20 protein-coding genes and 3 riboswitches are annotated in these 24,045 nt (G+C 63.1%); of the genes, 9 read left to right on the forward strand and 11 right to left on the reverse strand.

From position 1 onward, the window contains the following. Positions 1–11: 11 nt before the first annotated feature. Complete coding sequence (locus CAY35_RS07335) at positions 12–1,238, reverse strand: acyl-CoA dehydrogenase family protein (RefSeq protein WP_109303984.1); 1,227 nt, start codon at positions 1,236–1,238, stop codon at positions 12–14. Here CAY35_RS07335 and CAY35_RS09620 point away from each other — a divergent pair. The 5 genes from CAY35_RS09620 (at position 1,232) to CAY35_RS07355 (ending at position 6,516) form a co-directional block, all read left to right on the forward strand. Then, positions 1,232–1,372 (forward strand): hypothetical protein, encoded by a 141-nt coding sequence (locus CAY35_RS09620; RefSeq protein ID WP_181377524.1) that lies wholly within the window; start codon positions 1,232–1,234, stop codon positions 1,370–1,372. The genes CAY35_RS07335 and CAY35_RS09620 overlap by 7 nt on opposite strands. A gap of 200 nt (positions 1,373–1,572) precedes the next feature. Beyond that, the gene (locus CAY35_RS07340) at positions 1,573–2,769 is read left to right on the forward strand and encodes a CaiB/BaiF CoA transferase family protein (protein WP_109303985.1); all 1,197 of its coding nucleotides are present in this window, start codon (positions 1,573–1,575) and stop codon (positions 2,767–2,769) included. Then, positions 2,741–4,177, forward strand: coding sequence for an MFS transporter (locus CAY35_RS07345; protein ID WP_109303986.1), 1,437 nt, complete (start codon positions 2,741–2,743; stop codon positions 4,175–4,177). The genes CAY35_RS07340 and CAY35_RS07345 overlap by 29 nt, the downstream gene beginning before the upstream one ends. A 95-nt stretch (positions 4,178–4,272) precedes the next feature. Next, positions 4,273–5,574 carry an adenylosuccinate synthase gene (locus CAY35_RS07350; RefSeq protein ID WP_109303987.1) on the forward strand — a complete coding sequence of 434 codons (1,302 nt, stop codon included), beginning with the start codon at positions 4,273–4,275 and terminating at the stop codon, positions 5,572–5,574. 141 nt (positions 5,575–5,715) lie between these two features. Next, positions 5,716–6,516: a carbon-nitrogen hydrolase family protein gene (locus tag CAY35_RS07355; protein WP_101629768.1), complete on the forward strand. Its 801-nt coding sequence runs from the start codon at positions 5,716–5,718 to the stop codon at positions 6,514–6,516. A gap of 107 nt (positions 6,517–6,623) precedes the next feature. Here the strand turns inward: CAY35_RS07355 and CAY35_RS07360 are convergent, their stop codons facing one another. The 3 genes from CAY35_RS07360 to CAY35_RS07370 all read right to left on the reverse strand — a co-directional run bounded on the left by CAY35_RS07360 (position 6,624) and on the right by CAY35_RS07370 (position 9,658). Then, entirely contained in the window at positions 6,624–7,730 is a 1,107-nt protein-coding gene (locus tag CAY35_RS07360) for a magnesium and cobalt transport protein CorA (RefSeq protein WP_109303988.1), read from the reverse strand. 99 nt (positions 7,731–7,829) lie between these two features. Continuing rightward, positions 7,830–8,342 carry a CoA-binding protein gene (locus tag CAY35_RS07365; RefSeq protein ID WP_109303989.1) on the reverse strand — a complete coding sequence of 171 codons (513 nt, stop codon included), beginning with the start codon at positions 8,340–8,342 and terminating at the stop codon, positions 7,830–7,832. Then, positions 8,342–9,658: an O-acetylhomoserine aminocarboxypropyltransferase/cysteine synthase family protein gene (locus CAY35_RS07370; protein WP_109303990.1), complete on the reverse strand. Its 1,317-nt coding sequence runs from the start codon at positions 9,656–9,658 to the stop codon at positions 8,342–8,344. The genes CAY35_RS07365 and CAY35_RS07370 overlap by 1 nt, the downstream gene beginning before the upstream one ends. A 12-nt stretch (positions 9,659–9,670) precedes the next feature. After that, positions 9,671–9,775: riboswitch (SAM riboswitch) on the reverse strand. Between the two features lie 126 nt (positions 9,776–9,901). On the opposite strand from CAY35_RS07370, the gene CAY35_RS07375 reads away from it, so the two are divergent. Further along, entirely contained in the window at positions 9,902–10,561 is a 660-nt protein-coding gene (locus CAY35_RS07375) for a histidine phosphatase family protein (RefSeq protein WP_109303991.1), read from the forward strand. A gap of 92 nt (positions 10,562–10,653) precedes the next feature. Continuing rightward, positions 10,654–11,892 carry a M20 metallopeptidase family protein gene (locus tag CAY35_RS07380; RefSeq protein WP_109303992.1) on the forward strand — a complete coding sequence of 413 codons (1,239 nt, stop codon included), beginning with the start codon at positions 10,654–10,656 and terminating at the stop codon, positions 11,890–11,892. A gap of 90 nt (positions 11,893–11,982) precedes the next feature. Here the strand turns inward: CAY35_RS07380 and CAY35_RS07385 are convergent, their stop codons facing one another. From CAY35_RS07385 to CAY35_RS07400, 4 genes are all read right to left on the reverse strand, one after another. Beyond that, on the reverse strand, positions 11,983–12,921 hold the full coding sequence (locus tag CAY35_RS07385; protein ID WP_109303993.1) for an HpcH/HpaI aldolase/citrate lyase family protein: 939 nt from the start codon (positions 12,919–12,921) through the stop codon (positions 11,983–11,985). A gap of 9 nt (positions 12,922–12,930) precedes the next feature. Further along, complete coding sequence (locus CAY35_RS07390) at positions 12,931–14,382, reverse strand: amino acid permease (protein WP_109303994.1); 1,452 nt, start codon at positions 14,380–14,382, stop codon at positions 12,931–12,933. A gap of 149 nt (positions 14,383–14,531) precedes the next feature. Continuing rightward, entirely contained in the window at positions 14,532–16,541 is a 2,010-nt protein-coding gene (acs, locus tag CAY35_RS07395) for an acetate--CoA ligase (protein ID WP_109303995.1), read from the reverse strand. 8 nt (positions 16,542–16,549) lie between these two features. Continuing rightward, a riboswitch (SAM riboswitch) is annotated at positions 16,550–16,645 on the reverse strand. A 111-nt stretch (positions 16,646–16,756) separates the two neighbouring features. Further along, a complete protein-coding gene (locus CAY35_RS07400) occupies positions 16,757–17,668 on the reverse strand; it encodes a trimeric intracellular cation channel family protein (protein WP_146191941.1) in 912 nt (303 codons plus the stop codon). 194 nt (positions 17,669–17,862) lie between these two features. Then, positions 17,863–17,976: riboswitch (SAM riboswitch) on the forward strand. A gap of 30 nt (positions 17,977–18,006) precedes the next feature. Between CAY35_RS07400 and CAY35_RS07405 the strand changes: the two genes are divergently transcribed. Together CAY35_RS07405 and CAY35_RS09505 are read left to right on the forward strand one after the other, a co-directional pair. Continuing rightward, positions 18,007–19,443, forward strand: coding sequence for an LLM class flavin-dependent oxidoreductase (locus CAY35_RS07405; RefSeq protein WP_109303997.1), 1,437 nt, complete (start codon positions 18,007–18,009; stop codon positions 19,441–19,443). Between the two features lie 489 nt (positions 19,444–19,932). Continuing rightward, positions 19,933–20,490 carry a hypothetical protein gene (locus tag CAY35_RS09505; RefSeq protein ID WP_146191942.1) on the forward strand — a complete coding sequence of 186 codons (558 nt, stop codon included), beginning with the start codon at positions 19,933–19,935 and terminating at the stop codon, positions 20,488–20,490. 122 nt (positions 20,491–20,612) lie between these two features. On the opposite strand, the gene purL is transcribed toward CAY35_RS09505, so the two are convergent. Genes purL through purS form a run of 3 tightly spaced genes read right to left on the reverse strand, consistent with a single transcriptional unit; the run spans position 20,613 to position 23,934 of the window. Next, positions 20,613–22,919, reverse strand: coding sequence for a phosphoribosylformylglycinamidine synthase subunit PurL (purL, locus tag CAY35_RS07415; RefSeq protein WP_109303999.1), 2,307 nt, complete (start codon positions 22,917–22,919; stop codon positions 20,613–20,615). Continuing rightward, the gene (gene purQ, locus CAY35_RS07420; protein WP_109304000.1) at positions 22,916–23,677 is read right to left on the reverse strand and encodes a phosphoribosylformylglycinamidine synthase subunit PurQ; all 762 of its coding nucleotides are present in this window, start codon (positions 23,675–23,677) and stop codon (positions 22,916–22,918) included. Before purQ ends, purL begins: the two co-directional genes overlap by 4 nt. Next, on the reverse strand, positions 23,677–23,934 hold the full coding sequence (gene purS, locus CAY35_RS07425; RefSeq protein ID WP_109304001.1) for a phosphoribosylformylglycinamidine synthase subunit PurS: 258 nt from the start codon (positions 23,932–23,934) through the stop codon (positions 23,677–23,679). The genes purQ and purS overlap by 1 nt, the downstream gene beginning before the upstream one ends. Positions 23,935–24,045: the final 111 nt, after the last annotated feature.

The raw sequence follows: 24,045 nt of genomic DNA on the forward strand, positions 1-24,045 counted from the left end.
GCACCGCCCCGCTAGCTTGCGAAGGCGCTGATGCCCGTGAGCTTTTCACCCAGGATCAGCGTGTGCACCTCGTCGGTGCCTTCATAGGTGCGCACCGACTCGAGGTTGTTCGCGTGCCGCAGCGGCGAATAATCCAACGTGATCCCGTTACCGCCGCACACCGTGCGCGCCTCCCGCGCAATCTCGATCGCGGTCTTGACGTTCGCGAGCTTCGCAACCGAAATCTGGTGGAACTCCAACGTCCCCTCATCCTTCGCGCGCCCCAACTGCAACGCCAACAGCTGGCCCTTATTCAGCTCGACCGTCATCCGCGCGAGCTTCTCCTGCGTCAACTGGAACGCCGCCAACGGCCGCCCAAACTGTTCACGCTCCAACGCATACCCCAGCGCCGCCTCAATCGAATCCCGCGCAGCCCCCATCGCGCCCCACGCGATCCCGTACCGCGCCTCATTCAAGCACGCGAGCGGCCCACTCAACCCCTGAGCCCCCGGAAGCACCGCATCCGGGCCAAGCCGCACCCCATCCAGGGTGATGTCGCACTGCAACGAAGCACGCATCGAAAGCTTCTGCGTGATCGGCGTCGCCACAAACCCTTCCGAATCAGTCGGCACAATGAACCCGCGCACCATCGAATCAACGCCCGGCTTCACACGGGACTCATCCAAAACGCCAGCGGCCGCGGCGTCCTCGTTGCTCACATGCGCCCAAATCACGGCAACCTGCGCGATCGACGCCAACCCGATCCACCGCTTAGCCCCATCCAGGACCCAGTCGCCGTCAACCCAGCGGGCGCGCGTCAGCATCGAAACCGGGTCAGAGCCCGCGGTCGGCTCCGTCAACCCGAAGCAACCGATCACCTCACCCGCGGCCATCCGTGGAAGCCACTGCTGCTTCTGCTCCTCGGAACCGTGCTTATAGATCGCCGACATCGCGAGCGAACCCTGCACCGAAACCACAGTGCGCAAACCGGAATCCCCGGCTTCAAGCTCCTGCATCGCAAGCCCATACTCGACTGCGGACCGCCCCGCGCACCCGTAGCCGCTCAAGTGCATCCCGAACAGCCCCTCCGCCGCCATCTTCGGCAGCAACTCAACCGGAAGCGTCGCGGAATCGAACCAGTCGGCGATGTGCGGCCGGATCTCGGCGTCCACAAACGCCGCCACGCGATCGCGGGTCTCGCGCTCGGTTTCGCTAAGCATCCCGTCGATGTTCATGAGGTCTGTCCGGTTGCGTGGCATGGGTTCCCTTCCGTGATGATGCCGATGCGGCACGTGCTACGCCGCGGCCGTTGCGTTCGTGGTTGGTTGCGTTGGTGGTCAGCGCACGATGCGGCCCTAACGCAAGCAGGTCTGTTGCGTGGGTCACACCCTAGGCTCCATCTTGCCACCGGATGGTGCGCGGCGGAAAGCTGAAGCGGGCTCGCGCGGCGGAAAGCTGAGGCCGGGGTGCGCCGCTGGCGCCCGTGCCCGCGGTCTCGGCACGGCAGTCGCGTTCGCACCCCTCTCGCCGCGCGCCGACCTAAACTCCGTCAAGATTCTGGACAGCTCGGGTTCGCCGTGATGTCATGTGACTATGCTCACATCAGGTGTAGGTCAGGTTCTGGGCCGCGACGCGGCCCAGAATGTAGGTCAGGTTCAGGGCCCTCTGGAGGGTCTCGTCGTCGCGGATTTCACCCGTATTCTTGCGGGTCCGTACGCGACGATGCTTCTCGCTGACCTCGGCGCGACCGTCATCAAGGTTGAGTCTCCCAGCGGTGACGACACCCGCACGTGGCAACCCCCGGCCCGCGACGGCGAAGCCACCTACTACCTGGGCGTCAACCGCAACAAGCATGCAATCGCCCTGAACCTCAAAGACCAACACGACCTCGAAACCGCCCACCGCATCGTCGCCAAAGCCGACGTTTTCATGGAGAATTTCCGTCCCGGCGGCCTCAAGCAATTCGGCCTCGACCCGCAGAGCGTCCGAGACAAGCACCCGCACGTCGTCCACGCGAGCATCACGGGTTTCGGTTCCCGCGGTGGCGCGGACATGCCCGGCTACGACCTGTTGGCTCAAGCGACCTCGGGCTTCATGTCCCTCACCGGCGAACCTGACGGCGACCCGCAGCGCGGCGGCGTCGCGATCTTCGACATCATGGCCGGCCTTCACGCAGCCGTCGGCGTCCTTGCCGCCCTCCGCCAGCGCGAACACACGGGCCGCGGCCAGCACATCGAAGTCAACCTCCTGAGTTCCGCGCTGTCGGGGCTGGCGAATCAAACCTCGGGCTTCGTCGGCGCGGGCGCGGTCCCGTTCCGCATGGGCAACGACCACCCGAGCCTGTTCCCGTACGGCCCGTTCATGTGCGCCGACCGGCATGTGGTGATTTGCGTAGGCAACGACCGCCAGTTCACGCTGCTCGCCAAGGTGCTCGGCGCGCCAGAGCTCGCGGAGAACGAGGATTACGCAACGATGCCCGCCCGCAACCGCAACCGTGCTGCGTTGCGCCCCCTGCTTGAACAGCAGCTCGCCCGCGCCACGGCCGACGAGTGGGCCGCAACCTTCCGCGAGGTAGGGCTGCCGGCGTCGCCGATCCTTGGGGTCGACGAGGGTGTTGCTTTCGCTGATTCGCTCGGCTTGGACCCGGTGATGACGCCGGAAGGCAATCCCGATGGGGTGCCTACGGTGCGTACGCCGCTGTGGCTTTCAGACGCGGAGCCTGCATATCGCAAGGAGCCGCCACGGATAGATGAGGATCGTGATGCAATCTTGGCGTGGCTCAAAGACTAGCCGCGCCACAGATAAGCCGGCGCCGGAACGCACGCGGCAAGCCCGTAAAGCGGGTTTCGCGGCGTTCATCGGCACGACCATCGAATGGTACGACTTCTACACGTATTCAACCGCGGCCGCTCTCGTCCTGGGGCCGCTGTTTTTCCCGGGGGAGCTCGGTGTCCTCGCGTCTTTCGCGACGTTCTGGGCTGGCTTCCTCGCCCGCCCGCTCGGCGGCGTGATCTTCGGCCACTGGGGTGACACGTTTGGCCGCAAGAACGCCCTCATCACAACGCTGTTGCTCATGGGCGGGTGCACTACCGCGATCGGTTTGCTTCCAACCTACGACGTGGTGGGCTGGTGGGCGCCGGTAGCCCTGGTTGTTCTGCGGCTGGTGCAGGGCGTTGCGATGGGCGGCGAATGGGGCGGTGCCGTGGTGCTCGCCGCGGAGCACGCCCCTGGCAACCGGGGGATTCTGTATGCTGCGTTCGCGCAACAAGGCTCCCCGGCGGGCAACCTGTGCGCCTCCGGTATGTGGCTTCTGGTTGCGATGCTTCCCGACGACGCGTTCTTCACGTGGGGCTGGCGCATCCCGTTCCTGGTTTCTGCCGCACTCGTGGCGATAGGCCTGTGGATCAGGGTTTCCGTCGAGGAATCCCCGGCGATGATGCGCGGCAACCTCCACCGCCACGATGACGACCTCAACGCCGCTCCCGCCCGCGCCTCACGCGCCGGCAAGTCGGCTGCCTCCGCCGCCACCGCAACCAAGCCTGCACCAGACCGCAACAAGCGCGCTCGCCGCGAGGCCCCCATCGTGACTTTGTTCCGGGAGCATAAGGCGATGGTTCTCTGGGGCGTGGGCGCGAGTGTTTTGGCGACCACGGTCACGTATTTCAAGGCCACGCTCGCGCTGTCGTGGGCCACGGATGCGGGCTTGTTCACGCGGCAGGGTTTCCTTGCTATGGTCACGGCGGCTTTGGTGGTTCAGTTCTGTGTTCAGCCGCTGGGTGCTCTGTTGGTGCATCGTGCGAAGGAGCGCGGCCGCGTCCGCCGTACGGTCGCCGCGATGCTGATCCCTGAGATCGTGTTGCTCCCGCTCATGTTCGTTCTGATCAGCACGGGCAACCCTGCGCTTGCGGTCACAGGGATTTTCGCGGTCACGATCCCGCACGCGCTGTATTTCTCGGCGCTCGCGGGCTTGCTCTCGGAGTCATTCCCGCCCGAGGTCCGGTACACGGGCATTTCGTTGAGCTATCAGGTCGCCTCGTCGGTGTTCTCGGGTTCGGCGCCGCTCATCGGGTCCGCGATGCTCACGATGACCAGCGGGCACATCTGGCCTGTTGCTGTGATGGCGTCGTCGTTCGCCGTGTTGACGTTGGTTTCGGCTCTCAAGCTGTGTGGGTCTGGGATTGATAGAATCAGCGAGTAAGACCCTCAGTCGAAAGCGCGCGCTGGAGCGTGCGCCGACGATGAGGGTGTTTCCCTGCCAACGCACTAGAGCACATGTGCGCGAGGAGTAGATGCATGCCGGCCGTCGTTATTGTTGGCGCCCAGTGGGGCGATGAAGGCAAAGGCAAAGCAACCGACCTGCTAGGTGGTCGTGTTGATTACGTTGTGAAGCCGAATGGCGGTAACAACGCGGGCCACACCGTTGTGGTGGGTGGTGAAAAGTATGAGCTCAAGCTCATCCCGGCAGGTATTTTGGCCCCGAACGTGATCCCTGTTTTGGGTAACGGTTGCGTTGTGAACCTTGAGGCGCTCTTCGAGGAGATCGATGCGCTTGAGGCCCGCGGCGCTGACACGTCGCGTTTGCGTGTTTCCGCGAACGCCCACTTGGTGGCCCCGTACCACCAGACGCTGGATAAGGTTACGGAACGCTTCTTGGGTAAGCGCGCGATCGGCACCACTGGCCGCGGCATCGGCCCAACCTACATGGATAAGATCGGCCGCCTCGGCATCCGTGTCCAGGACATCTTCGACGAATCGATCCTGCGTCAGAAGATCGAGGGCTCGCTGCGCCAGAAGAACGAACTCCTGGTCAAGGTGTATAACCGCCGCGCGGTGACGGTCGAGGAGATCGTCGAATACTTCCTGAGCTTCGCTGACCGCTTGCGCCCGATGGTGATCGACGCTGAGCTCGAACTCAATAAGGCGCTCGATGAGGGCAAGGTCGTCCTCATGGAGGGCGGTCAGGCAACGTTCTTGGACGTCGACCACGGAACCTATCCGTTTGTGACCTCTTCGAACCCGACCGCCGGCGGCGCGTCCGTGGGTGCGGGCATCGGCCCGACCCGCATCCAGCGTTCGATCGGCATCATCAAGGCCTACACGACCCGCGTGGGTGCCGGCCCGTTCCCGACCGAGCTGTTCGACGACATGGGCGAACGCCTGCGCACCGTGGGTGGCGAGTTCGGCGTCAACACTGGCCGTCCGCGCCGCACCGGCTGGTACGACGCCGTGATGGCTCGCTACGCGTCCCGCGTCAACGGCTTCACCGACTACTTCCTGACCAAACTCGACGTTTTGACCGGCATCGAGAAGATCCCTGTGTGCGTCGCGTACGACGTCGACGGCGTGCGCCACGACGAAGTCCCGATGACGCAGTCGGAATTCCACCACGCTAAGCCGATCTTCGAATACTTCGACGGCTGGACCGAGGACATTTCGAGCGCCCGCACGCTCGATGACCTCCCGGAAAACGCGCGTAAGTACGTCAAGGCGCTCGAGGAGATGTCGGGCTGCCGCTTCTCCACGATCGGCGTGGGTCCGGACCGTGACGCGACCATCGTCGTGCGCGACCTGATCGGCCCGGTTGAGGACAACTGACCCCATCGGGTCTTGAAAAAGACCGTTACTAACATGTGAAGCCAGCGTGCATAGAGCGTTTGTTCTATGCACGCTGTGCTTTACCCCTGAGTGTGTAGAGTAGGCCTCACACCGCTTGTTGCAGACAGCAAGGAGAACGCGATGAAGATTTCCGTTGGCCAGTTCAGCCCGACCGCCGATGTCTTCGAGAACCTCGAAACACTGGATAAGTTGGCGCGGCAGGCCGCCTCTGAGAAGGCGGACATGATCGTGTTCCCAGAGGAATCGATGCTGTCGCTGGTTCAGGCTGGCGATGATTTCGCTGACCTTGTTGAGAAGGGCTGGGAGCGTTTCGCCCGCCAGGTTGGCCTGATCGCGGCGAGCCACGGCATCGCTGTTGTGGTGGGCGGCTATGAACCGAATGAGAACGGCAAGCCGTACAACACGCTTCTGGCTGTGGATGCGCATGGCGCGGAGCTAGAGACGTACCGCAAGATCCACTTGTATGACGCGTTCACGTTCAAGGAATCGAACCGTATTTCGGCTGGCGACCCGTCCCAGGTTGCGACGTTCAAGTACGGGAACCTGACGTTCGGAATGATGACGTGCTACGACGTCCGTTTCCCTGAGCTCGCCCGCAACCTCGCCCTGGCTGGCGCTGATGTTCTGCTGGTTCCGGCTGCGTGGTACAAGGGCGAGAACAAGATTGACCACTGGCAGACGCTTCTGAAGGCTCGGGCCGTGGAGAACACGGTGTGGGTTGTCGCCGCCGGTACGGCGTCGAATCAGACGATCGGCTACTCGGTCATTCTGGATCCGTTGGCGCAGCCTGTCGCTTACCTCGAGGACGAGCCGTACGGCTTGGTCACGGGCAAGGTCGGCCGCAAGAAGCTCAAGAACGTGCGCGAATACTTGCCGGTTCTTGAGAACCGCCGCCTAGGGGTCGATGCGCCAAAGGCCTGATCGCTGACCACAGGCTTGATTGCTGACCGCGGGCTAGCCGCGGCGTCGGCCTGCCCGGCCCGCGGGGTCAGCTGGCTTAAGGACTCAGCGCCGCGCGGGCGGCGCCGCTACATCCAGTCTTTCTTTTTGAAGACGATGAACAGGAACGCCGCGAACCCGAACATCGCTGCGAGCGCGAGCGGGTAGCCGAAGCTCCATTCGAGTTCGGGCATGTTGGTGAAGTTCATGCCGTAGATCGCGCCGATGAGCGTGGGCGCAAAGATGATAGCCGCCCAGCCGGAGATCTTCTTCATGTCTTCGTTTTGCCGCTGCGAAACGAGCGTCGCATTGACCTGCAGGATCTGGTTCAGAGCGTCGCGTAGTTCGGCGATGTCCGGGATGATCTGTGATAAGTGGTCGGAGACGTCGTCGAGGTACATCCGCAGTTCGGCGTCGGTCCCGTACCGGGTAGTACCGATCAACAGGCGGCGGATCACGGTCGCCAAGCCGTTAGACATTTGGCGTAGCTCGATGATCTCGCGGGACAAGCGGTAAATGCGCTCGGCAGCCGCAGGGTCACCTGAGAACACCTGCCGCTCAATTTCCTCTTTGTCAGTCTCGAGGCCACGCAGCACGGGGCCGTATCCGTCAACAACCGCATCGAGCACTGCGTGCAACACGGCTTCAGGGCCGTGCTGGAGGAGCTCGTTTTGTTCGCCGAAGCGGTGCTCAAGCCGGAAGCCTTTCGCCTGCCACGCACGCACCGCCGCCTGGTCCTGACACAGAACCGCCACCTGGTTGCCTCGCATCAAGAGGTTGAACTCGCCGAACACGACCTCTTCGATGTCGTCCTGATACGCGACGGAGTGGGTCACGACGAACAAGGTGTCACCTTGCCGTTCCGCTTTAGCGCGTTGCGACGGCGCCTGCAGATCCTCGAGCAACAGCGGGTGCAGATCCCAGGCTTCGGCGAGCTCTTCGATCTGCTGATCGGTCGGCTTATCCATCGAGATCACGACGATCTGGTCAGGGTGCTCCTCGGAGTACTTGCCTGCAGTCTCGATGGTGTGGGCGCCGGTCAGCGGGAACGCGCCTTCGCTGTCGAAAGAGACAGCACGGATGTTGTCCTTCGGCACGTGAGGGGTCCGGGAAGCAACAGGGGTGCGCTTATGACTCGAACGCCCCGGGAGAGGGGGCAGGCCGAGCTTGGAGCGAATCTTGTTGCGTGCAGACATGCCTCTATTCTGGCACCAGTTCCGGCGGTTTCTCGTCAGCACGCCGCACGGTGAGGCCTGCAACACCGACTGTGAACCGCGCCGCGGCAACCGCGGCCGTTACGCGCGCAACTGTCGCTTCGAGGAGATGACCCCGGTGTCGAAGCCTGCGAGGTGGAGCCCGCCGTGGAAGCGTGCGTGCTCGATCTTGATGCACCGGTTCATCACAGCAGCGAGTCCGCCGGCCTCCGCGATGCGGGCCGCTTCCTCGTTCCACAGGCCGAGCTGCGCCCAGAACACCTTCGCGCCCACGCGCACGGCGTCCTCAGCCACGCTCGGGAGGTCTTCGTTGCGGCGGAACGCAACCACGACGTCGGGCACCTCTGGCAGGTCATCGAGGCTTGGATAGACCGGCTCACCCAACAGCTCGGTGGCTCGCGGGTTGATGAAGTACAGCTTGTACGGCGCGGAAGACTGCAGGTAGGTCGCCACGAAGTACGCGGCACGCGCAGGGTTCGTGGAGGCGCCGACGATCGCAACGCTCTTCGCGGCACGCAACAGGTTCAGCCGCTGCGGGGCGGACGGGCCAACCCACGTGCTATTCGCTTCAGTAGTGGCGGTTTCGTTGCTCATTACGCTTCCTCCCCGTTCGCGGCACCGTTCACGGCGGCTTCCAACGCTTGGTCGAGGTCCCAGATGATGTCTTCAACATCCTCAAGACCCACCGAAATACGGATCAGGTCTTCACCGATCCCGCCAGCAACGAGCTGTTCGGCGCTGAGCTGTTGGTGCGTCGTGGACGCCGGATGCAACACGAGGGTCTTCGCGTCGCCGATGTTAGCCAGGTGGCTGGCCAGCTGCAGGTTCGCGATGAACTCAGCCCCGACGTCGCGCCCACCCTTGACGCCAAAGCTGAACACGGAACCGACGCCGTTCGGCAGCAGCTGCTTGCCGCGCTCGTGGTAGGCGTGGTCTTCGAGGCCGGCGTAGGAGACCCACTCGACGCGGTCGTCGTTAGCGAGCCACTGCGCTACCTTGCGGGCGTTGGCGATGTGCGCGTCCATGCGCTGCGGCAGGGTTTCGATGCCGATGAGCAGCTGCCACGCGGACTGCGGCGCCAGGGACGCGCCGATGTCACGCAACTGTTCGTTGCGCAGCTTCGTCAGGAAACCGTACTCGCCGAAGTTGCCCCACCACGATAAGTCGCCGTAGGAAGGGACCGGTTCGGTCATGGACGGGAAGTTGCCGTTGCCCCAGTTGAAACGGCCGGATTCAACGACGACGCCGCCCAGCGTGGTTCCGTGGCCGCCCAGGAATTTGGTGGCTGAGTGGATCACGATGTCCGCGCCGTGCTCGAGCGGACGGAAAATGTACGGCGGGGTCAGGGTTGAGTCCACAACGAGCGGGATGCCGTGTTCGTGGGCGAGGGCGCCGAGGCCCTCGATGTCGGTGATGACCCCGGACGGGTTCGCTACGACTTCGGTGTAGAGGACCTTGGTGTTCGGCTGGATCGCGGCGGCGAAATCCTCGACCTCGGTCGAGTCGATGAACGTGGTCTCTACACCGAAGCGGCGCAGCGTGACGTCGAGCTGCGTTACGGTTCCGCCGTAGAGCTTCGAGGACGCGACCACGTGATCGCCGGCTTGGCACAGCGCGGCGAACGTGATGAACTCAGCGGCCATACCCGAGGACGTCGCAACCGCGCCGATACCGCCCTCAAGCGAAGCCACGCGCTCCTCGAACGCCGCGACCGTAGGGTTAGCGATACGCGAATACACGTTCCCGTACTTTTGCAGCGCGAACAGCGTTGCCGCATCGTCCGCGTTTTCAAACACGAACGACGTCGTGTTGTACAGCGGGACAGCACGCGAACCGTGCTCCGAATCAGGGGTGGCACCCGCGTGCAGAGCGCGGGTACGGAAACCGAATTGACGGTCGGCAGAAGACATGGAACTCCTTTAACTCCATCGATCCCGGCATGAGCACCATTCGCTGCAGCGGTGGCGCTGCGTCGATGGTTGCTGCGGTGTCACAGGGCCAGGTCCCTCGACCGCTCTAGATGGTCAGCCACCATTATGCGCACGCACCACAGCCAGGGCAAACGCGTATGACGTACTAAGGCGCGCAGGGAATGGTGCGGCATGGGTGGGCAGGGTCATCGCACGATGCGTGGCGCGGCTTAAGCTGGACGTATGAGCACGAGCCCACTTCAGATCCCCTCGCTTGCTTTGGTCCGGCATGGCCAGACCGACTGGAATAAGGAACGCCGTTTCCAGGGGAGTAGCGAGGTGCCACTCAACGCAACCGGCATCGAACAGGCCCGCGCCGCCGCAGAAACCCTGCGAACTGATGCCGCATCACAATGGGGTAGCCCGTGGGACGTTATCCTCACCTCCCCGCAGCTCAGAGCACGCGAAACCGCTGAGATCATCGCTGAACACCTCGGGCTTGAGGCGCCGCGCGTCGTCGCCGGGCTCAAGGAACGCTCATACGGGCCCTACGAGGGCCGCGCTTACGGCGACCTCGACAAAGAGACCTTCACCTATCTCTTCCCGGCGCACCTACCCAACGTCGAAGAGATCGAGGCCCGCGGTAAAGAGCTCGGAATTCTCGAAGGAGTCGAATCCTCGAAAGACGCCGGCCACCGGGCCGTAACAGCGCTCGCCGAAGCGCTCCAGGGCAACCCCGGCCAGCGCGTCATCGCCGTATCCCACGGCTCGACCACCCGTTGTCTCCTCAACACCCTGGACGAGTGGAACATCAGCAACCCGGGCCTGAGCAACTGCGACATCCGCTACCTCACCCCAGCCCAAGAAGCCCACTTGCACCACATCCGGAACGCACTGCCCTAACTCGGCGCTGCGTCACGGCTCGGCGCTGCGTCACGGCCACCCACTACACTGGCTGTGACGCCGTTCACGGATGCAAGCCAAGGAATTCCATCATGAGCACCGCCAATTCGACTACGGCACACGAGCCGATCCCAGCAGAACTCAACGAGCAGATCGTGAGGTTGCGCCGCTATTTGCACGCGAATCCGGAGCTGGACCGGCACCTGCCAGTGACCCAAACGGCTGTGCTGGATGCGCTCGAGGGCACCGAGGGGATCGAGCTTCATACCGGGAAGGCCCAGTCTTCTGTGACGGCAGTCCTGCGCGGCGCCGCGCCGTTGCCTGAAGGCACGCGCCGCCCCGTGGTTCTGCTTCGTGGTGACATGGATGCGCTACCTGTCACGGAAGAAACCGGGCTCGAATATTCGCCGACCGAAGTCGGGAAAATGCACGCGTGCGGCCACGACATGCACACCGCGGGCCTCGTGGGTGCCCTGCTGTACCTTGCGCAACGTCGCGAGGAACTCACCGCCGATGTTGTGGGCATGTTCCAGCCGGCCGAAGAAACCGCTGGCGGCGCCAAAATCATGATCGAAGAAGGCCTGCTCGAAGCCGCGGGCCAGCCGGTCGATGAAGCGTACGCGATCCACGTGTACGCCGACCGCTACCCACACGGAACGTTCGTCTCCAAGCCGGGAACCATCCAATCCGGATGCGATGACCTCGTCATCACGGTCCATGGCAAAGGCGGCCACGGCTCTGCCCCGCACCAAGCCGCGGACCCGGTGCCAGTCGCGGCAGAGATCGTCCTTGGCCTGCAGACCATGGTGACCCGCCAGTTCGACGCGTTCGACCCCGTCGTCGTGACGGTTGGGTCGATCAAGGCGGGCTCAGCCGCGAACATCATCCCGTCCACCGCGACTATCGAAGTCACGCTGCGTTCCTTCAGCCCCGCCTCGCGCGAAAAGCTCGTGCCGGCGGTCAAGCAAGTCGCGAAGGGCATCGCGGAAGCGCACGGTATGAGCGCAAGCTACAGCGTCGAATGCGACTTCCCGGTGACGGTCAACTCCGCCGCACACGTCGACTACGTCGCGGAGACCGCGCGTGACCTGTTCGGGGAGCACGCCTACCGGGAGCTTCCGCGTACCGAAGCCGGATCGGAAGATTTCTCCGAAGTGCTTGAGCGCGTTCCGGGTGCCTACATCTTCCTGGGTGCTGTGACCCAAGGCGAAGACCCCACTAAGGTGCCGGGCAACCACTCGCCGCACGCGATCTTTGACGACCGCGTGCTCGGCCGCGGAGCGCGGCTCTTCGCGGAGCTCGCGCTACGCCGCGGGCCCGTCGCGCAGTAGCAACAAGACGTAGCAACGAACGACCAGCCCGCGGCGGTCGGGTCTGCGATGTGCGGGTCCACGGCCCTGATGAGCCGCGGACGCGAACATCTAGTAGTGGTAGGTGTCCGATGGGGCCGGGGCCGGATCGGATGCCTTCCGCCAGTGCACGTTGTAGGCCTGCGCAAGCTCCAGGATCTTGTTCGCGCGGGAAAGGCGCGGAAGGTCGGAGCCGTTGCGGATTTCGCCGCCGTCTTCCTCGAATTCCGCGAGGAACTCGTGCGCCCACGCAACGTCCTCGCCGGAAGGAGAGAGGCCCTCGTTGATGGTTGCGGTCTGCTCCGGAACCAGGCACAGCTTGCCGGTCATGCCGAAGTCGGTCGTGACCGCGGCGGCTTCGGCGAGCTTGAGACCCGTCGTCCCCACGGTCGGGCCGTCGATTGGGCCAGGCAGGCCGGTCGCTCGGGGCGCGATCGTGAACTGCGAACGCGCATAAGCGAGCGCCATCGGGCCGTCACCCATACCGGTATCGCGCCGGAAGTCGCCGATCCCGAACGCCAAACGGTACGTACCCTTCGCCGCGGCGATCGAATCAATACGCTGCAAGCCACGCGCCGTCTCAACCAAAGCAACCACAGGGATCCCCGGGAGCCGACGTGCGGTCTCGTTGACGTGGTCGGTCGATTCAACCATCGCAAGGATCACGCCCGCTAGGCCGCCCTCAGCCACAGGGCCGCCCACGGCGGCCGGCAGCGTGCGAGTTAGAGCCTCAACATCGCCTTCCCAGTACTTGGTCGCATAGCCGTTCATGCGCACCCAAGCCGTGTGGCCCGTCGTCAGCCATTCGACCGCGGCTTCACGGGCGGCAACCTTATCCTTGGGAGCGACGGCGTCTTCGATGTCCAAAACCACCACATCGGCGGCGGATTCTTCAGCCTCAGCGAAGCGATCAGGGTGCGCAGCGTTCGTCAAAAGCCACGAACGAGCGAGGTCCGGGCCGATCTTCTGACCAGCGGCGGTAGGGATCTGTGCAGGGAAAATAGGAGCCATGACCTCACGTTACTGAGTCTGGCGCTTCTTAACCCACGTTGTGACAACATATATCGCCGAAATCAACGCAATCCACACAGCGCCCGCGATGAGCGAGACCCGCGTACCTGGGAACCACGCCATCAAACCGATCACCAGAACCAAGAACGAGCCCGCGAAAATTGGGGTGATCGGCCACAACGGAACCGGGAACTCAAGCTCTTCCTTAGGGACGCCCTCGCGGCGCAGTTTGATGCGCATCGCGGTGTGGGAGAGCAGAACCATGCACCACAGCCACGTGATCGCGAACGCACCAACCGAAGCGACGACCGCGAAAGCCGACTCCGGCATCAAGAAGTTCAACACCACGCCTACGGTCAGCGCGCCCATCATGAGCAGCGCCGCAGCCCACGGAACGCCCTTACCCGTGGTCCGTGTGAACGCTCGTGGCGATTGCCCCAAGTGAGCCATACCGAACAACATACGGCCGGCACCATACGAGTTCGCGTTGATCGCGGAGATCGCGGCCGTGAGCACCACAACGTTCAAGATGTGCTGAGCCGCCGGGATGCCCAGGGTCGCGAAAATCTGTACGAACGGGGAGGTGTCCGAGCTCATGTGGTTCCACGGAACCAGCGTCATGATGACGCCCAAAGCTAGAACGTAGAACAGCAGAATGCGGATCGGCACGGAGTTCACAGCGCGGGGGATCGCGGTGTGCGGATCATTGGCTTCACCCGCGGTCACGGCGATGGTCTCAATGCCACCGAAACTGAACACGACCATCGTGAGGCACGCCAAAATACCCATCACGCCGTTAGGTGCCAAGCCGCCGTGATCGAAGAGGTTATGCAGGCCCGGGGTGGCCTCGCCCGGCACGCTCATGCCGAAGATCAGGATCGCGATGCCGCCGAGGATCATCGCGATAACGGCGCCGACCTTGATGATCGACATCCAGAACTCCATCTCACCGAACACCTTGACGTGCCGGGTGTTGATGCCCGCGATCAGCAACACGACCGCCGCAACCCAGATCCATTGCGGCGCGTTAGGGAACCACAACCCCATATAGACGGACACCGCGGTAACGTCCGCGATGGAGACGACGAGCATGCAGAACACGTACGTCCAGCCGGTCGTGAAGCCCAGATACCGTCCGAGGTACCGGGTCGCGTAGTCAGAAAACGCGCCGGCGACGGGGTTGCGCACCGCCATCTCACCCAAGGCGCGCATCACGATGAACACCGCGGCACCTGCCACGATGTAGGCGAGCAGAACGATGGGGCCAGCGGCCTTGATGGCGTCCGCTGACCCATAGAACAGCCCGGTTCCGATCGCGGAACCGAGCGCCATGAACTGGATGTGGCGCCCGGTCAGCCCTTTGGAGAGGGAAGTTTGCGCGGTCTGGTGGCCAACCTGAGGTGAAGCGTCGGTCTCTGACGACGTGTCTCTGCTAAAAGCCGTGTCTTTGCTAGAACGCATGCATCGAGACTAGGACGAACAGTGATCCAATGCACATTCACGTGAGGGCTTCTGTCGGCCTTCCGTCGAAGCTTGGACGAACTGATCTCAAATCAGCTCAAAGCGCGCATTTTCTCCGGTGCGGATTGAGTTATACGTGCCGAGGCCAGCTAACCCCGCGCGGCCGCCAGCACGTCCGGGATGCATTCTTCGTTGCGCAGGCTCGTGGTGTCGCCGAGCTGTTCTCCGGTGCAGGCCTGGGTCAGGATGCGCCGCATGATCTTGCCTGAACGGGTTTTCGGTACGTCGGGCACGAGGATGATGCGGGCCGGCTTAGCGATGGGGCCAATCTCCTTGGTTACGGTGTCGCGCAGTCGCTGCGTGAACTCCGCGATCGCTTCCGGGTCAGCCTCAGCGCCCAGCAGGCTCTGATCTCCGGGGACCACGAATGCGACGGCCGCGTGGCCGGTTTTCGCATCCGGTACGGGGCACACGCCGGCCTCCACGACGCCGGCATCGGTCACGAGTGCGGACTCGATTTCGATGGTCGAGAGCCGGTGACCAGAGATGTTGATGACGTCGTCGGTGCGTCCGAGGATCCAGGTGTCGCCGTCGGCATCGATTTTCGCGCCGTCGCCTGCGGTGAACCAACCGTATTCGGCGTAGGCCTTCCAGTAGGAGGTGTACCAGCGTTCCGGATTGCCCCACACGGTGCGCGCCATGGATGGCGGGAACTGGGTGAGCACGATGTTGCCTTGGGTTCCGGCCGGGGTTGGATTGCCTTGGTCGTCGACGACCGCGGTTGCGACTCCTGGCATGTCGCGTCCTACGCTGCCGGGCTTAACGGTGGCTGCGTCAGGCCGTGGTGTGAGGACTGTGGAGCCGGTTTCTGATTGCCACCACGTGTCGACCATGCTGATGCCCCGCTCAGGCTCCCCGATTTCGGGGTTGGCGGGCTGGTAGGTGTCGCGGCCGATCTGTTGGCGCAGCCAGCGGGCGGCCTCAGGGTTGACGGCCTCGCCCACTGTTCCGCCGAGGCGGATGCTCGAGAGGTCGTATTCGGCCGGGATTCCGTCAGGGAACCATCCCATGAGTGACCGCACGAGGGTTGGCGCGGTGTAGTAGGAGGTCACGCCGTAGCGTTGGATGACCTCGAAGTGCCGGCCAGGGTGTGGCACGTTCGGCACACCTTCGTAGATAACCTGCGTCGCGCCGGCCCCGAGTGGCCCATAGATTTCGTAGGTGTGGGCGGTGACCCACGCGAGGTCTGCGGTGCACCAGTGCACGTCGTTGTCGCGCTGTTCCGGGTCCGGGTGGGCGAAAATCTGGTTGTAGGTGGCCACTGCTCCGGTGAGGTAGCCGCCGGTCGTGTGCACGAGGCCTTTCGGTTTCCCTGTGGTTCCGGAGGTGTACATGATGAACAGCGGGTTTTCCGCATCGAACGCTTCCGCTGTGTGCTCCCGGGGCTGGCGTGGCACGATTTCGTCCCACCAGATGTCGCGGCCTTCGGTCCACGGGATGTCGCGGTGGCCGGTGCGGTCGATCACGAGCACGTGCTGAAGCTGATTGTCGCCGGACGCGGCTTCGTCCGCGATGTCTTTGACGGGCACGGCTTTGCCGCGGCGGTATTGGCCGTCGCTCGTGACGAGCAGTTTGGCGCGGGTGTCTTCGATGCGGAAACGCAGTGCTTCCGCGCTGAATCCGCCGAAAACGAGCGAATGCACGGCGCCGATGCGTGCGCAAGCAAGCGTGATGACGATGGTCTCGACGAGCACCGGAAGGTAGACCACGACGCGGTCGCCGCGGCCGATGCCAAGTTCCGTGAGCGCGTGGGCGGCCTGGGAGATTTCCTCGGTGAGTTCGCGGTAGGTCACGGTGCGGCGGTCGCCCGGCTCGCCTTCGAAGTAGAGCGCGACCTTGTCCCCGCTGCCGGCGGCAACGTGGCGGTCCGCGCAGTTGACGGCGGCGTTGAGGGTGCCTCCCGCGAACCAGGTTTGCTGGAGCCCTTCCTGAGTTTCAGGGTTGGGCGGGGTCAGCGTGTGCACGGTGTCCCACGGGGTCTCCCACGTGAGCTGGGCGGCCTGTTCCGCCCAGTACGCCTGATGCTCTGCGGGGCTGAGCTGTGCACCTGCGTCCTGTGCGGTGCTAGCTTGATGCGCGGATGTTGACGTCAAAGTCATGCTGTGTCACTCCATCGATCCTGGCGTGAGCACCATGCCCGGCGTAACCGGGGTGGTTGCTGCGGCGTCGTAGAGCCAGATCTCTCAGCCGCTCTGGATGGTTGTGGTGTCCATGGTGGGTGACGAAGGCGGCCTCACGCAAATCACGTGGGCGTGTGTGTCATGTTGCTCAACATGCGAAACGTAGCGAAAGCGTCCGATGCGGTGGTTGCGTTTCAGCGGTTGTTACGGGATTGCCGCAGCCGCCACTTAGGTGCCGCACCTTCTGTGCGCGCTTGTGAACGCTGGGCTCGCATGTGATGGACGCGCCGCGCCTGTGCACGGCGCTGCTGATCTGCCCGCGGCCGAGGCTGGTTCTGAGTGACAGAGCCGCTGGTTTCCCGCTGAGTGACCACCGCATCGGAAGCGGAATCTGTGGTGCCGTCCGTGCGGGACCCAGCCGCCGCATCGACCACGGGGATCGCGCCAGTGGACGGGTTCGCGCTGCGGGCCTCACGCCGCAGGATCGACGGGATGCGTCGCCGCGGCAAACGGATCTCCGCCGGGCCGGGGAGATACAGGTTGTACTTCTGGGCGAGAATCACGAGGATCGCGACGCTGAACATCGCAACGAACATGCCCCAATCGGGGAGCTTGACGTAGAAAAACACGAGCATCTGCACGGAACCGAACAGCGAGGCCGTCGCGTACAGCGGGGAGCGCCTGAACACGGTCGGCACCTGACCGACCATGAAGTCACGGATCATGCCGCCACCCACAGCAGTCATGACACCCAACAGAAGTGAGGGCAACCAGTCCAAGCCAGCAGCGAGAGCCTTCAGAGTTCCGGTAGCCGACCATGCACCCAACGCGAGACCATCCAAGACAGTGAGCACGCGCGTCGTCCAATTGCCGTTGAGCGGCATGAGGAACGCGATAAACGCGCCCAGGATCGCGGCCGGCAGATACCACGGGTTGGTGGTTGCGACGGGTGGGCCCTGGTCGATCATGAGGTCGCGGACAATACCGCCGCCGAGCGCGGTGACGATCGCCATGACAACGAAGCCGACGGGGTCGAAGTTCATGCGCCGAGCGATCACGCCGCCCATGATCCCGTTGGTGACAAGCGCGATGATATCGACGGTCAAAAACACTTCTGGCCGTGCAAATTCCACGTCGCTGTAGCCCTTTCGCTTGCAGAAACCCGTGTTCTGAGATGCTGCTATTCCTCCGCAAGTGTAGTGCTTGATGATCCCAGTATTGACCGGTGGGTGGCGTCATTTAACGTCATCGAAAACCTCGATTTGCGTGAGGTGCCAGGTGTGGCTTTATGCTGAATCCGTATCCATCCAGAGCGGCCGAGAGATCTGGCTCGTTGACGCCGCAGCAACCATCCCGGTGGGTTCCCTAGTGGGAATCGTGAGGGAAAGGTGCTCCCGCCAGAAGACGATGGCGCAGCATTTCAGGGCTGCGGGAAAGGGTTAGCATGTCGTCTGAAAAACCGATTCTTCTCAACGCTTTTGCGATGAACACGATTGGTCATCAGTCCCCGGGCCTGTGGAAGCACCCTGAGGACACGTCGCGGGATTACAACAAGCTTTCTCACTGGGTTGAGCTTGCGCAGATCCTCGAAGAGGGCCGTTTTGCCGCCCTGTTCCTCGCCGATGTGATGGGTGTCTATGACGCCTATCAGAATTCCCCGGAGACCGCACTGCGTTCGGGCGCCCAGATCCCGTTGGCTGATCCGGCGGTCATCGTTTCGGCCATGGCGGCGGCGACGAAGAACCTCGGTTTCGGCGTCACCGCGGGCACCGCTTACGAGCACCCGGTTGGCCTGGCCCGCCGCTTGGCGAGCTTGGACCACTACACTGGCGGCCGCGTCGGCTGGAACGTTGTGACGGGCTACCTTGAGTCTGCGGCGAAGAACTTTGGTCAGACCCGCCAGATGGAGCACGACGAACGCTACGATCACGCGGACGAGTACATCGACGTCGTGTACAAGCTGCTGGAGGGTTCGTGGGAGGACGATGCAGTTGTTGCCGACTGCGAATCCGGCCTGTTTGTGGACCCGGACAAGGTGCACGAGCTCGAGCACGAAGGTAAGTGGTTCAACGTTCCGGGCATCGCGATTACGGAGCCGTCCCGTCAGCGTACGCCGGTGATTTTCCAGGCCGGCACGTCCTCCCGCGGTATGGCTTTTGCGGGTAAGCACGCTGAGGCTGTGTTTGTTTCGCAGGCGACCAAGGAGGGCCTGGCCAAGACGGTTAAGAAGATCCGCGAGGCTACCGTTGCGGCCGGACGTAACGCTGACGACGTCAAGATTTTCGCGATGATCACCCCTGTTGTGGGTAAGACGAACGAAGAAGCGTGGGAGAAATTCCGCGAATACCAGTCTTATGCCGATGAGCAGGGCGCGTTGGCGTTGCTCGCGGGCTGGACGGGCATCGACTTGTCTGAATACCCGTTGGACGCGGTGATTAGTGAGGACGTGGAATCCAACGCGATCCAGTCGGCTGTGAGCATGTTCCAGGCGGCCTCGGGTGATTCCGATAAGCCGTGGAATGTGGGCCAGCTGGCTCGCTACATCGGTGTGGGTGGCTTCGGTCCGGTTGCTGTGGGCACGGGCCGTGAGATTGCCGAGCAGTTCCATGAATGGGTCCGGGATACCGGTGTTGACGGCTTCAACGTTGCTTACGCGGTCAAGCCGGGCACGTTCCGCGACGTCGTTGACTATGTGATTCCGGAGCTTGAAGCGCTGGGTGTCTATCCGACCGCGGAAGAGTTCGCGGAGGACACGATCGCGTGGGACGCGGACCGCCCTGCTGAGGATCAGGCCGGCTCTTCTTTGCGTCACGCTTTGTTCGGTCGTGGCGACCGTCTGCCGGAGAACCACCCGGGTGCTGCGGTGCGTCGCGGTAAGTGAAAGAATCCCTTCACCTATTGACTCTGCTCTGGAGACACAAGAAGATGTGAACTATGTAGGCATGTTGTGTGCCATATCACCAGGGTAGGGAAATAAGACATGAAGGAACCGCGAGGTTGCAACGCTAGACCAGTGTGTCAGCGTGCACCTCGTGTTTCTTTTGCTGTTAAAGCAGGGCTTGGAATCGCGGCGCTTGGTTTTGCGTGTGCGTATCCGGTGGTGAACATTCAAGCTGCCGATGTGGCGCACTCGGCGGTCGCTTCCGAGGACTCGGATCGTAATTCGAACATGCCGTCTTTGCCGGAATCAAGCGCTCCGGGAAATTCAGAGCTGGGAAGCTCGGCGCCGGTAAGTTCGGCACCGGTAAGTTCAGATCCGAGAAGTTCAGATCCGGCCGGCACGGCACCAGCGGAGCCGGCGCCAACGACGCCATCGACTTCGGAACCAAGGACCCCGAACCCTACACATCCGAGTCCAACGAACCCGAGCGTGACGCACCCGGCTCCAACGCATCCAGGCCCAACGAACCCAGGCCCAACGGATCCGAGCGCGACGAACCCGAGCGTGACGCACCCGCACCCGACGCATCCAAGCCCTACGGCACCGAGTGAGGACTTCACTCCTTCCACTGGGCCAACACAAGGGGACGGGCCCACCGCATCGGCATCCGAAAGCCTAGTCGTATCGGAGACGCCGCTCGACGCGCCGGCGCACGCAACCACTGTCGATACGCAACGAAGCAAAATCCACGGCGGTCCGGGAATGGCCACACCTCAAGGTCTCAAACCGACCCAAGCGAAGCGTGTCCCTGTGGTGCTGCGCGAAGTTCCGAACGGGACCCCGCCGACAAACGGCGCTCCTACGAGCACCAAGATGCACGTGATCTACAAGGTCGAGAAAGCTCCTGAACCGACGTTGGGCACGGTGAACGTGGAACCTGTAGCGGACGTTAACGAGACCGCTAAAGGCATCGGCACCGCGGTCGGCGGTGGGGTCGCGCTGTTCGCGATCGCTCTGTGGGGCCTGCTACGCGGCCACAGAATCTAGCCAGAGAACGCTTTAACAAGCGAAGGTGTGGGCACCAGGTTGATCCTGGCACCCACACCTTTTCGCTGTATTAGAGGCTGCGCTGTATTCGATGGCTGCGCTGGGTTACTCAGCACACCGGCTTAGCCGAAGTAGCGCTCCATGGTCTTGCCCCAGCCTTCACGAACCTCGTCGAGGGTCGCGGAGAACTCGCCCTGAACCTCGATCGCGTTGGAAGACGCATCGACAACACCTAGGCGAACGTGCGCGAAGCCGCGCGCCGCAGCCATAGCGGTGAAACGCTCTTCTTCGGAACGTGGCAAGCACACGAGTGCGCGAGCCTGCGACTCGGAGAACAGAGCGGTGAACGTGTCGATGCCGTCACGCTGCTTGAGCTCATCCAGGTTCACGCGCACGCCAACGCCGTAGCGCATCGACATCTCAACCAGGCCTGCAGCGAGGCCGCCTTCGGAGAGGTCGTGTGCGGCATCGAACATGCCGTCGCGGGAACCAGAAACCAGAAGCTGGCCGAGCGTGCGCTCGGCGTCCAGGTCAACCTTAGGAGGAAGGCCGCCGAGGTGGTCACGCATCGCGGCGAACTCGGAGCCGTCCAGCTCATCGCGGGTCACGCCGAGCAGGTAGACGGCGTTGCCGTCGTGCTCTTCACGCCAACCGGACACGGTGCGTGCCGTGACGTCGTCGAAGCGACCCATGACACCCACGACAGGGGTCGGGTGGATCGGGGTCTCGCCGGTCTGGTTGTAGAGCGAAACGTTACCGCCAGTGACCGGAACCTGAAGCTCGAGGCATGCATCCGAAAGACCCTCGATCGCCTGAACCAGCTGCCACATCACGTTCGAGTCCTCAGGGGAACCGAAGTTCAAGCAGTCGGTCACGGCCATCGGGGTAGCGCCCGAGGTCGCGACGTTGCGGTACGCCTCGGCCAAAGCCAGCTGAGCGCCAGCGTATGGGTCGAGGAAGGCGTAGCGGCCGTTCGCGTCGGTTGCGAAGCCAACACCCATGCCGGTGTTCTCGTCTACGCGAATCACGCCGGCGTCGTCAGGGGACGCCATCGCGGTGTTACCGCCAACGTTGGCGTCGAACTGCTGGGTGACCCACGACTTATCGCACAGGTTAGGGCGCGCCATGAGCTCGAGCATCGCCTGCTTGAGGTCCTCGCCCTGCTCCGGCAGGTTCTTACCGGCCTCGGAGGAACGGAACGTGTCAGCCTGGAGCGCGTCCTGGTAGTCAGGGCGAGCGTATGGGCGGTCGTATTCAGGGCCCTCTTCAGCGGCGGTCTGCGGATCAATGTCCACAATGACCTCGCCGTTCCAGGTGATGATGAGGCGTGGTTCCTCGGTGATCTCACCGATCCAGGAGTATTCGACACCGTAGTGTTCCAGGACCTTCTCGAACGCTTCAGCGTTCTCAGGGGTCACTACGGCCATCATGCGTTCCTGAGATTCGGACATCAGGATCTCGGATGGGTTGAGGCTCGGGTCGCGCAACAGCACGTCCTTGAGCTCAACGTTCATGCCCACGCCACCGTTGGAGGCGAGCTCGCTGGTCGCGCAGGAAATACCTGCCGCGCCGAGGTCCTGGATCGCGACGACGAGCTCTTCACGGAACAAGTCGAGGCAGCATTCGATGAGGACCTTCTCAGCGAACGGGTCACCCACCTGAACGGCAGGGCGCTTGGACGGCTTGTCTTCCTCGAAGGAAGCGGAAGCCAGAACCGAGGTGCCGCCGATGCCGTCGCCGCCGGTGCGCGCACCGAACAGGACCACACGGTTGCCTTCGCCCTTAGCGTTCGCGAGGTGGATGTCCTCGTGACGCATCACGCCCACAGCGAGCGCGTTGACGAGCGGGTTGCCCTGGTAGACGGAGTCGAACACGGTCTCGCCGCCGATGTTCGGCAGGCCGAGCGAGTTACCGTAGCCGCCGATGCCGGCGACGGCGCCGTGCACGACGCGGGCGGTGTCTGGGTGGTCGATCGCGCCGAAACGCAGCGGGTCCATGACCGCTACGGGGCGGGCACCCATCGAGATGATGTCGCGAACAATACCGCCGATGCCGGTAGCGGCACCCTGGTACGGCTCAACGTAGGACGGCGAGTTGTGGGACTCGATCTTGAAAGTCACGGCCCAGCCGTCACCGAGGTCGGTCACGCCAGCGTTCTGGCCCATACCAACCAGGGTGTGCTTCTTCATCTCGTCGTCGACCTTCTTACCGAAGGAACGGAGGTGAATCTTCGACGACTTGTAGGAAGCGTGCTCCGACCACATCACGGAGTAGATCGCGAGCTCGGAATCCGTTGGGCGGCGGCCGAGGATCTTCTTGATGTCCTCGTATTCGTTTTCCTTGAGACCCAGTTCAGCCCACGGCTGTTCTACGTCTGGGGTGGATTCGGCGTCAGCGACGGTGTCAAGGATGAAGTCTTGGGTGGTCACTTGGCGTCCTCCACAAAGTTGCTAATCAAGGAAGTGAACACGGTCAGGCCATCGCGGCCGCGGCCGTCGTCGGGACCAAAGCCCAGCTCAACTGCGTGCTCTGGGTGAGGCATCAGACCAACCACGTTGCCGGCTTCGTTCGTGATGCCGGCGATGCTGCGGCGGGAACCGTTCGGGTTCCAGCCTTCGTAGCGGAACACGACGCGGCCCTCGGCTTCGAGCATGTCGAGGGTCTTTTCGTCAGCGACGTACTGGCCGTCCTGGTTCTTCAGCGGGTAGACCACGCTCTGGTACTTCTCGTACAGGCGGGTCCACTTGGTTTCGTTGTTTTCGATGGTCAGCGGCTGATCACGGCGAATGAACTTGAGGTGATCGTTCTTGATCATCGACCCCGGAAGCAGGTGGGCTTCCGTGAGGACCTGGAAACCGTTGCAGATACCGAGCACTGGGAGCTTATCGTCCGAGTTAGCGGCGTCGATGATGCTGTCCATGACCGGCGCGAAACGAGCGATAGCGCCCGGGCGCAGGTAGTCGCCGTAGGAGAACCCGCCAGCGATCACAACAGCCTGAACATCCTTGAGGTCGCCATCCGCGTGCCACAGGTTCACTGGCTCGCCGCCGGCCAAGCGCACCGCACGGCACGCATCGCGGTCATCGAGCGTTCCAGGGAACGTGACAACGCCGATCTTGACGCCCGAGTTCGGGTAGGTGTCCACGGAGTTATCAACCAAGAAAGGGAAATCAGTGGTGCGGGGCATTACTGACCGTCCTCAACCACAGCCACGTTGACAACGTCTTCGATGACCGGGTTGGACAGCAGGGTCTCAGCGGCTTCGCGAGCTGCAGCCAAGGTATCTTCGGTCACTTCACCGTCCACGGTCAGTTCAAAGCGCTTGCCCTGACGGACTTCGCTGAACTGGTTGAAACCGAGGCGAGGGAATGCACCGAGAATTGCTTTACCCTGCGGGTCCAGAATCTCGGGCTTGGGCATGACGTCAACGACGATCCGGGCCATGTTGTGGGATCTCCTGAGGTGGCAGTTTTTTGCCGCGAGCACACGAAAGTGGTGCTGGCGCACTTGCCTCTCTATCTTATCCGTTTACGGCCACGCGTGGGATGTGATGCG

The organism is Pseudoglutamicibacter cumminsii, assembly GCF_003143995.1.
GTDB classification, from domain to species: Bacteria; Actinomycetota; Actinomycetes; order Actinomycetales; family Micrococcaceae; genus Pseudoglutamicibacter; species Pseudoglutamicibacter cumminsii_B.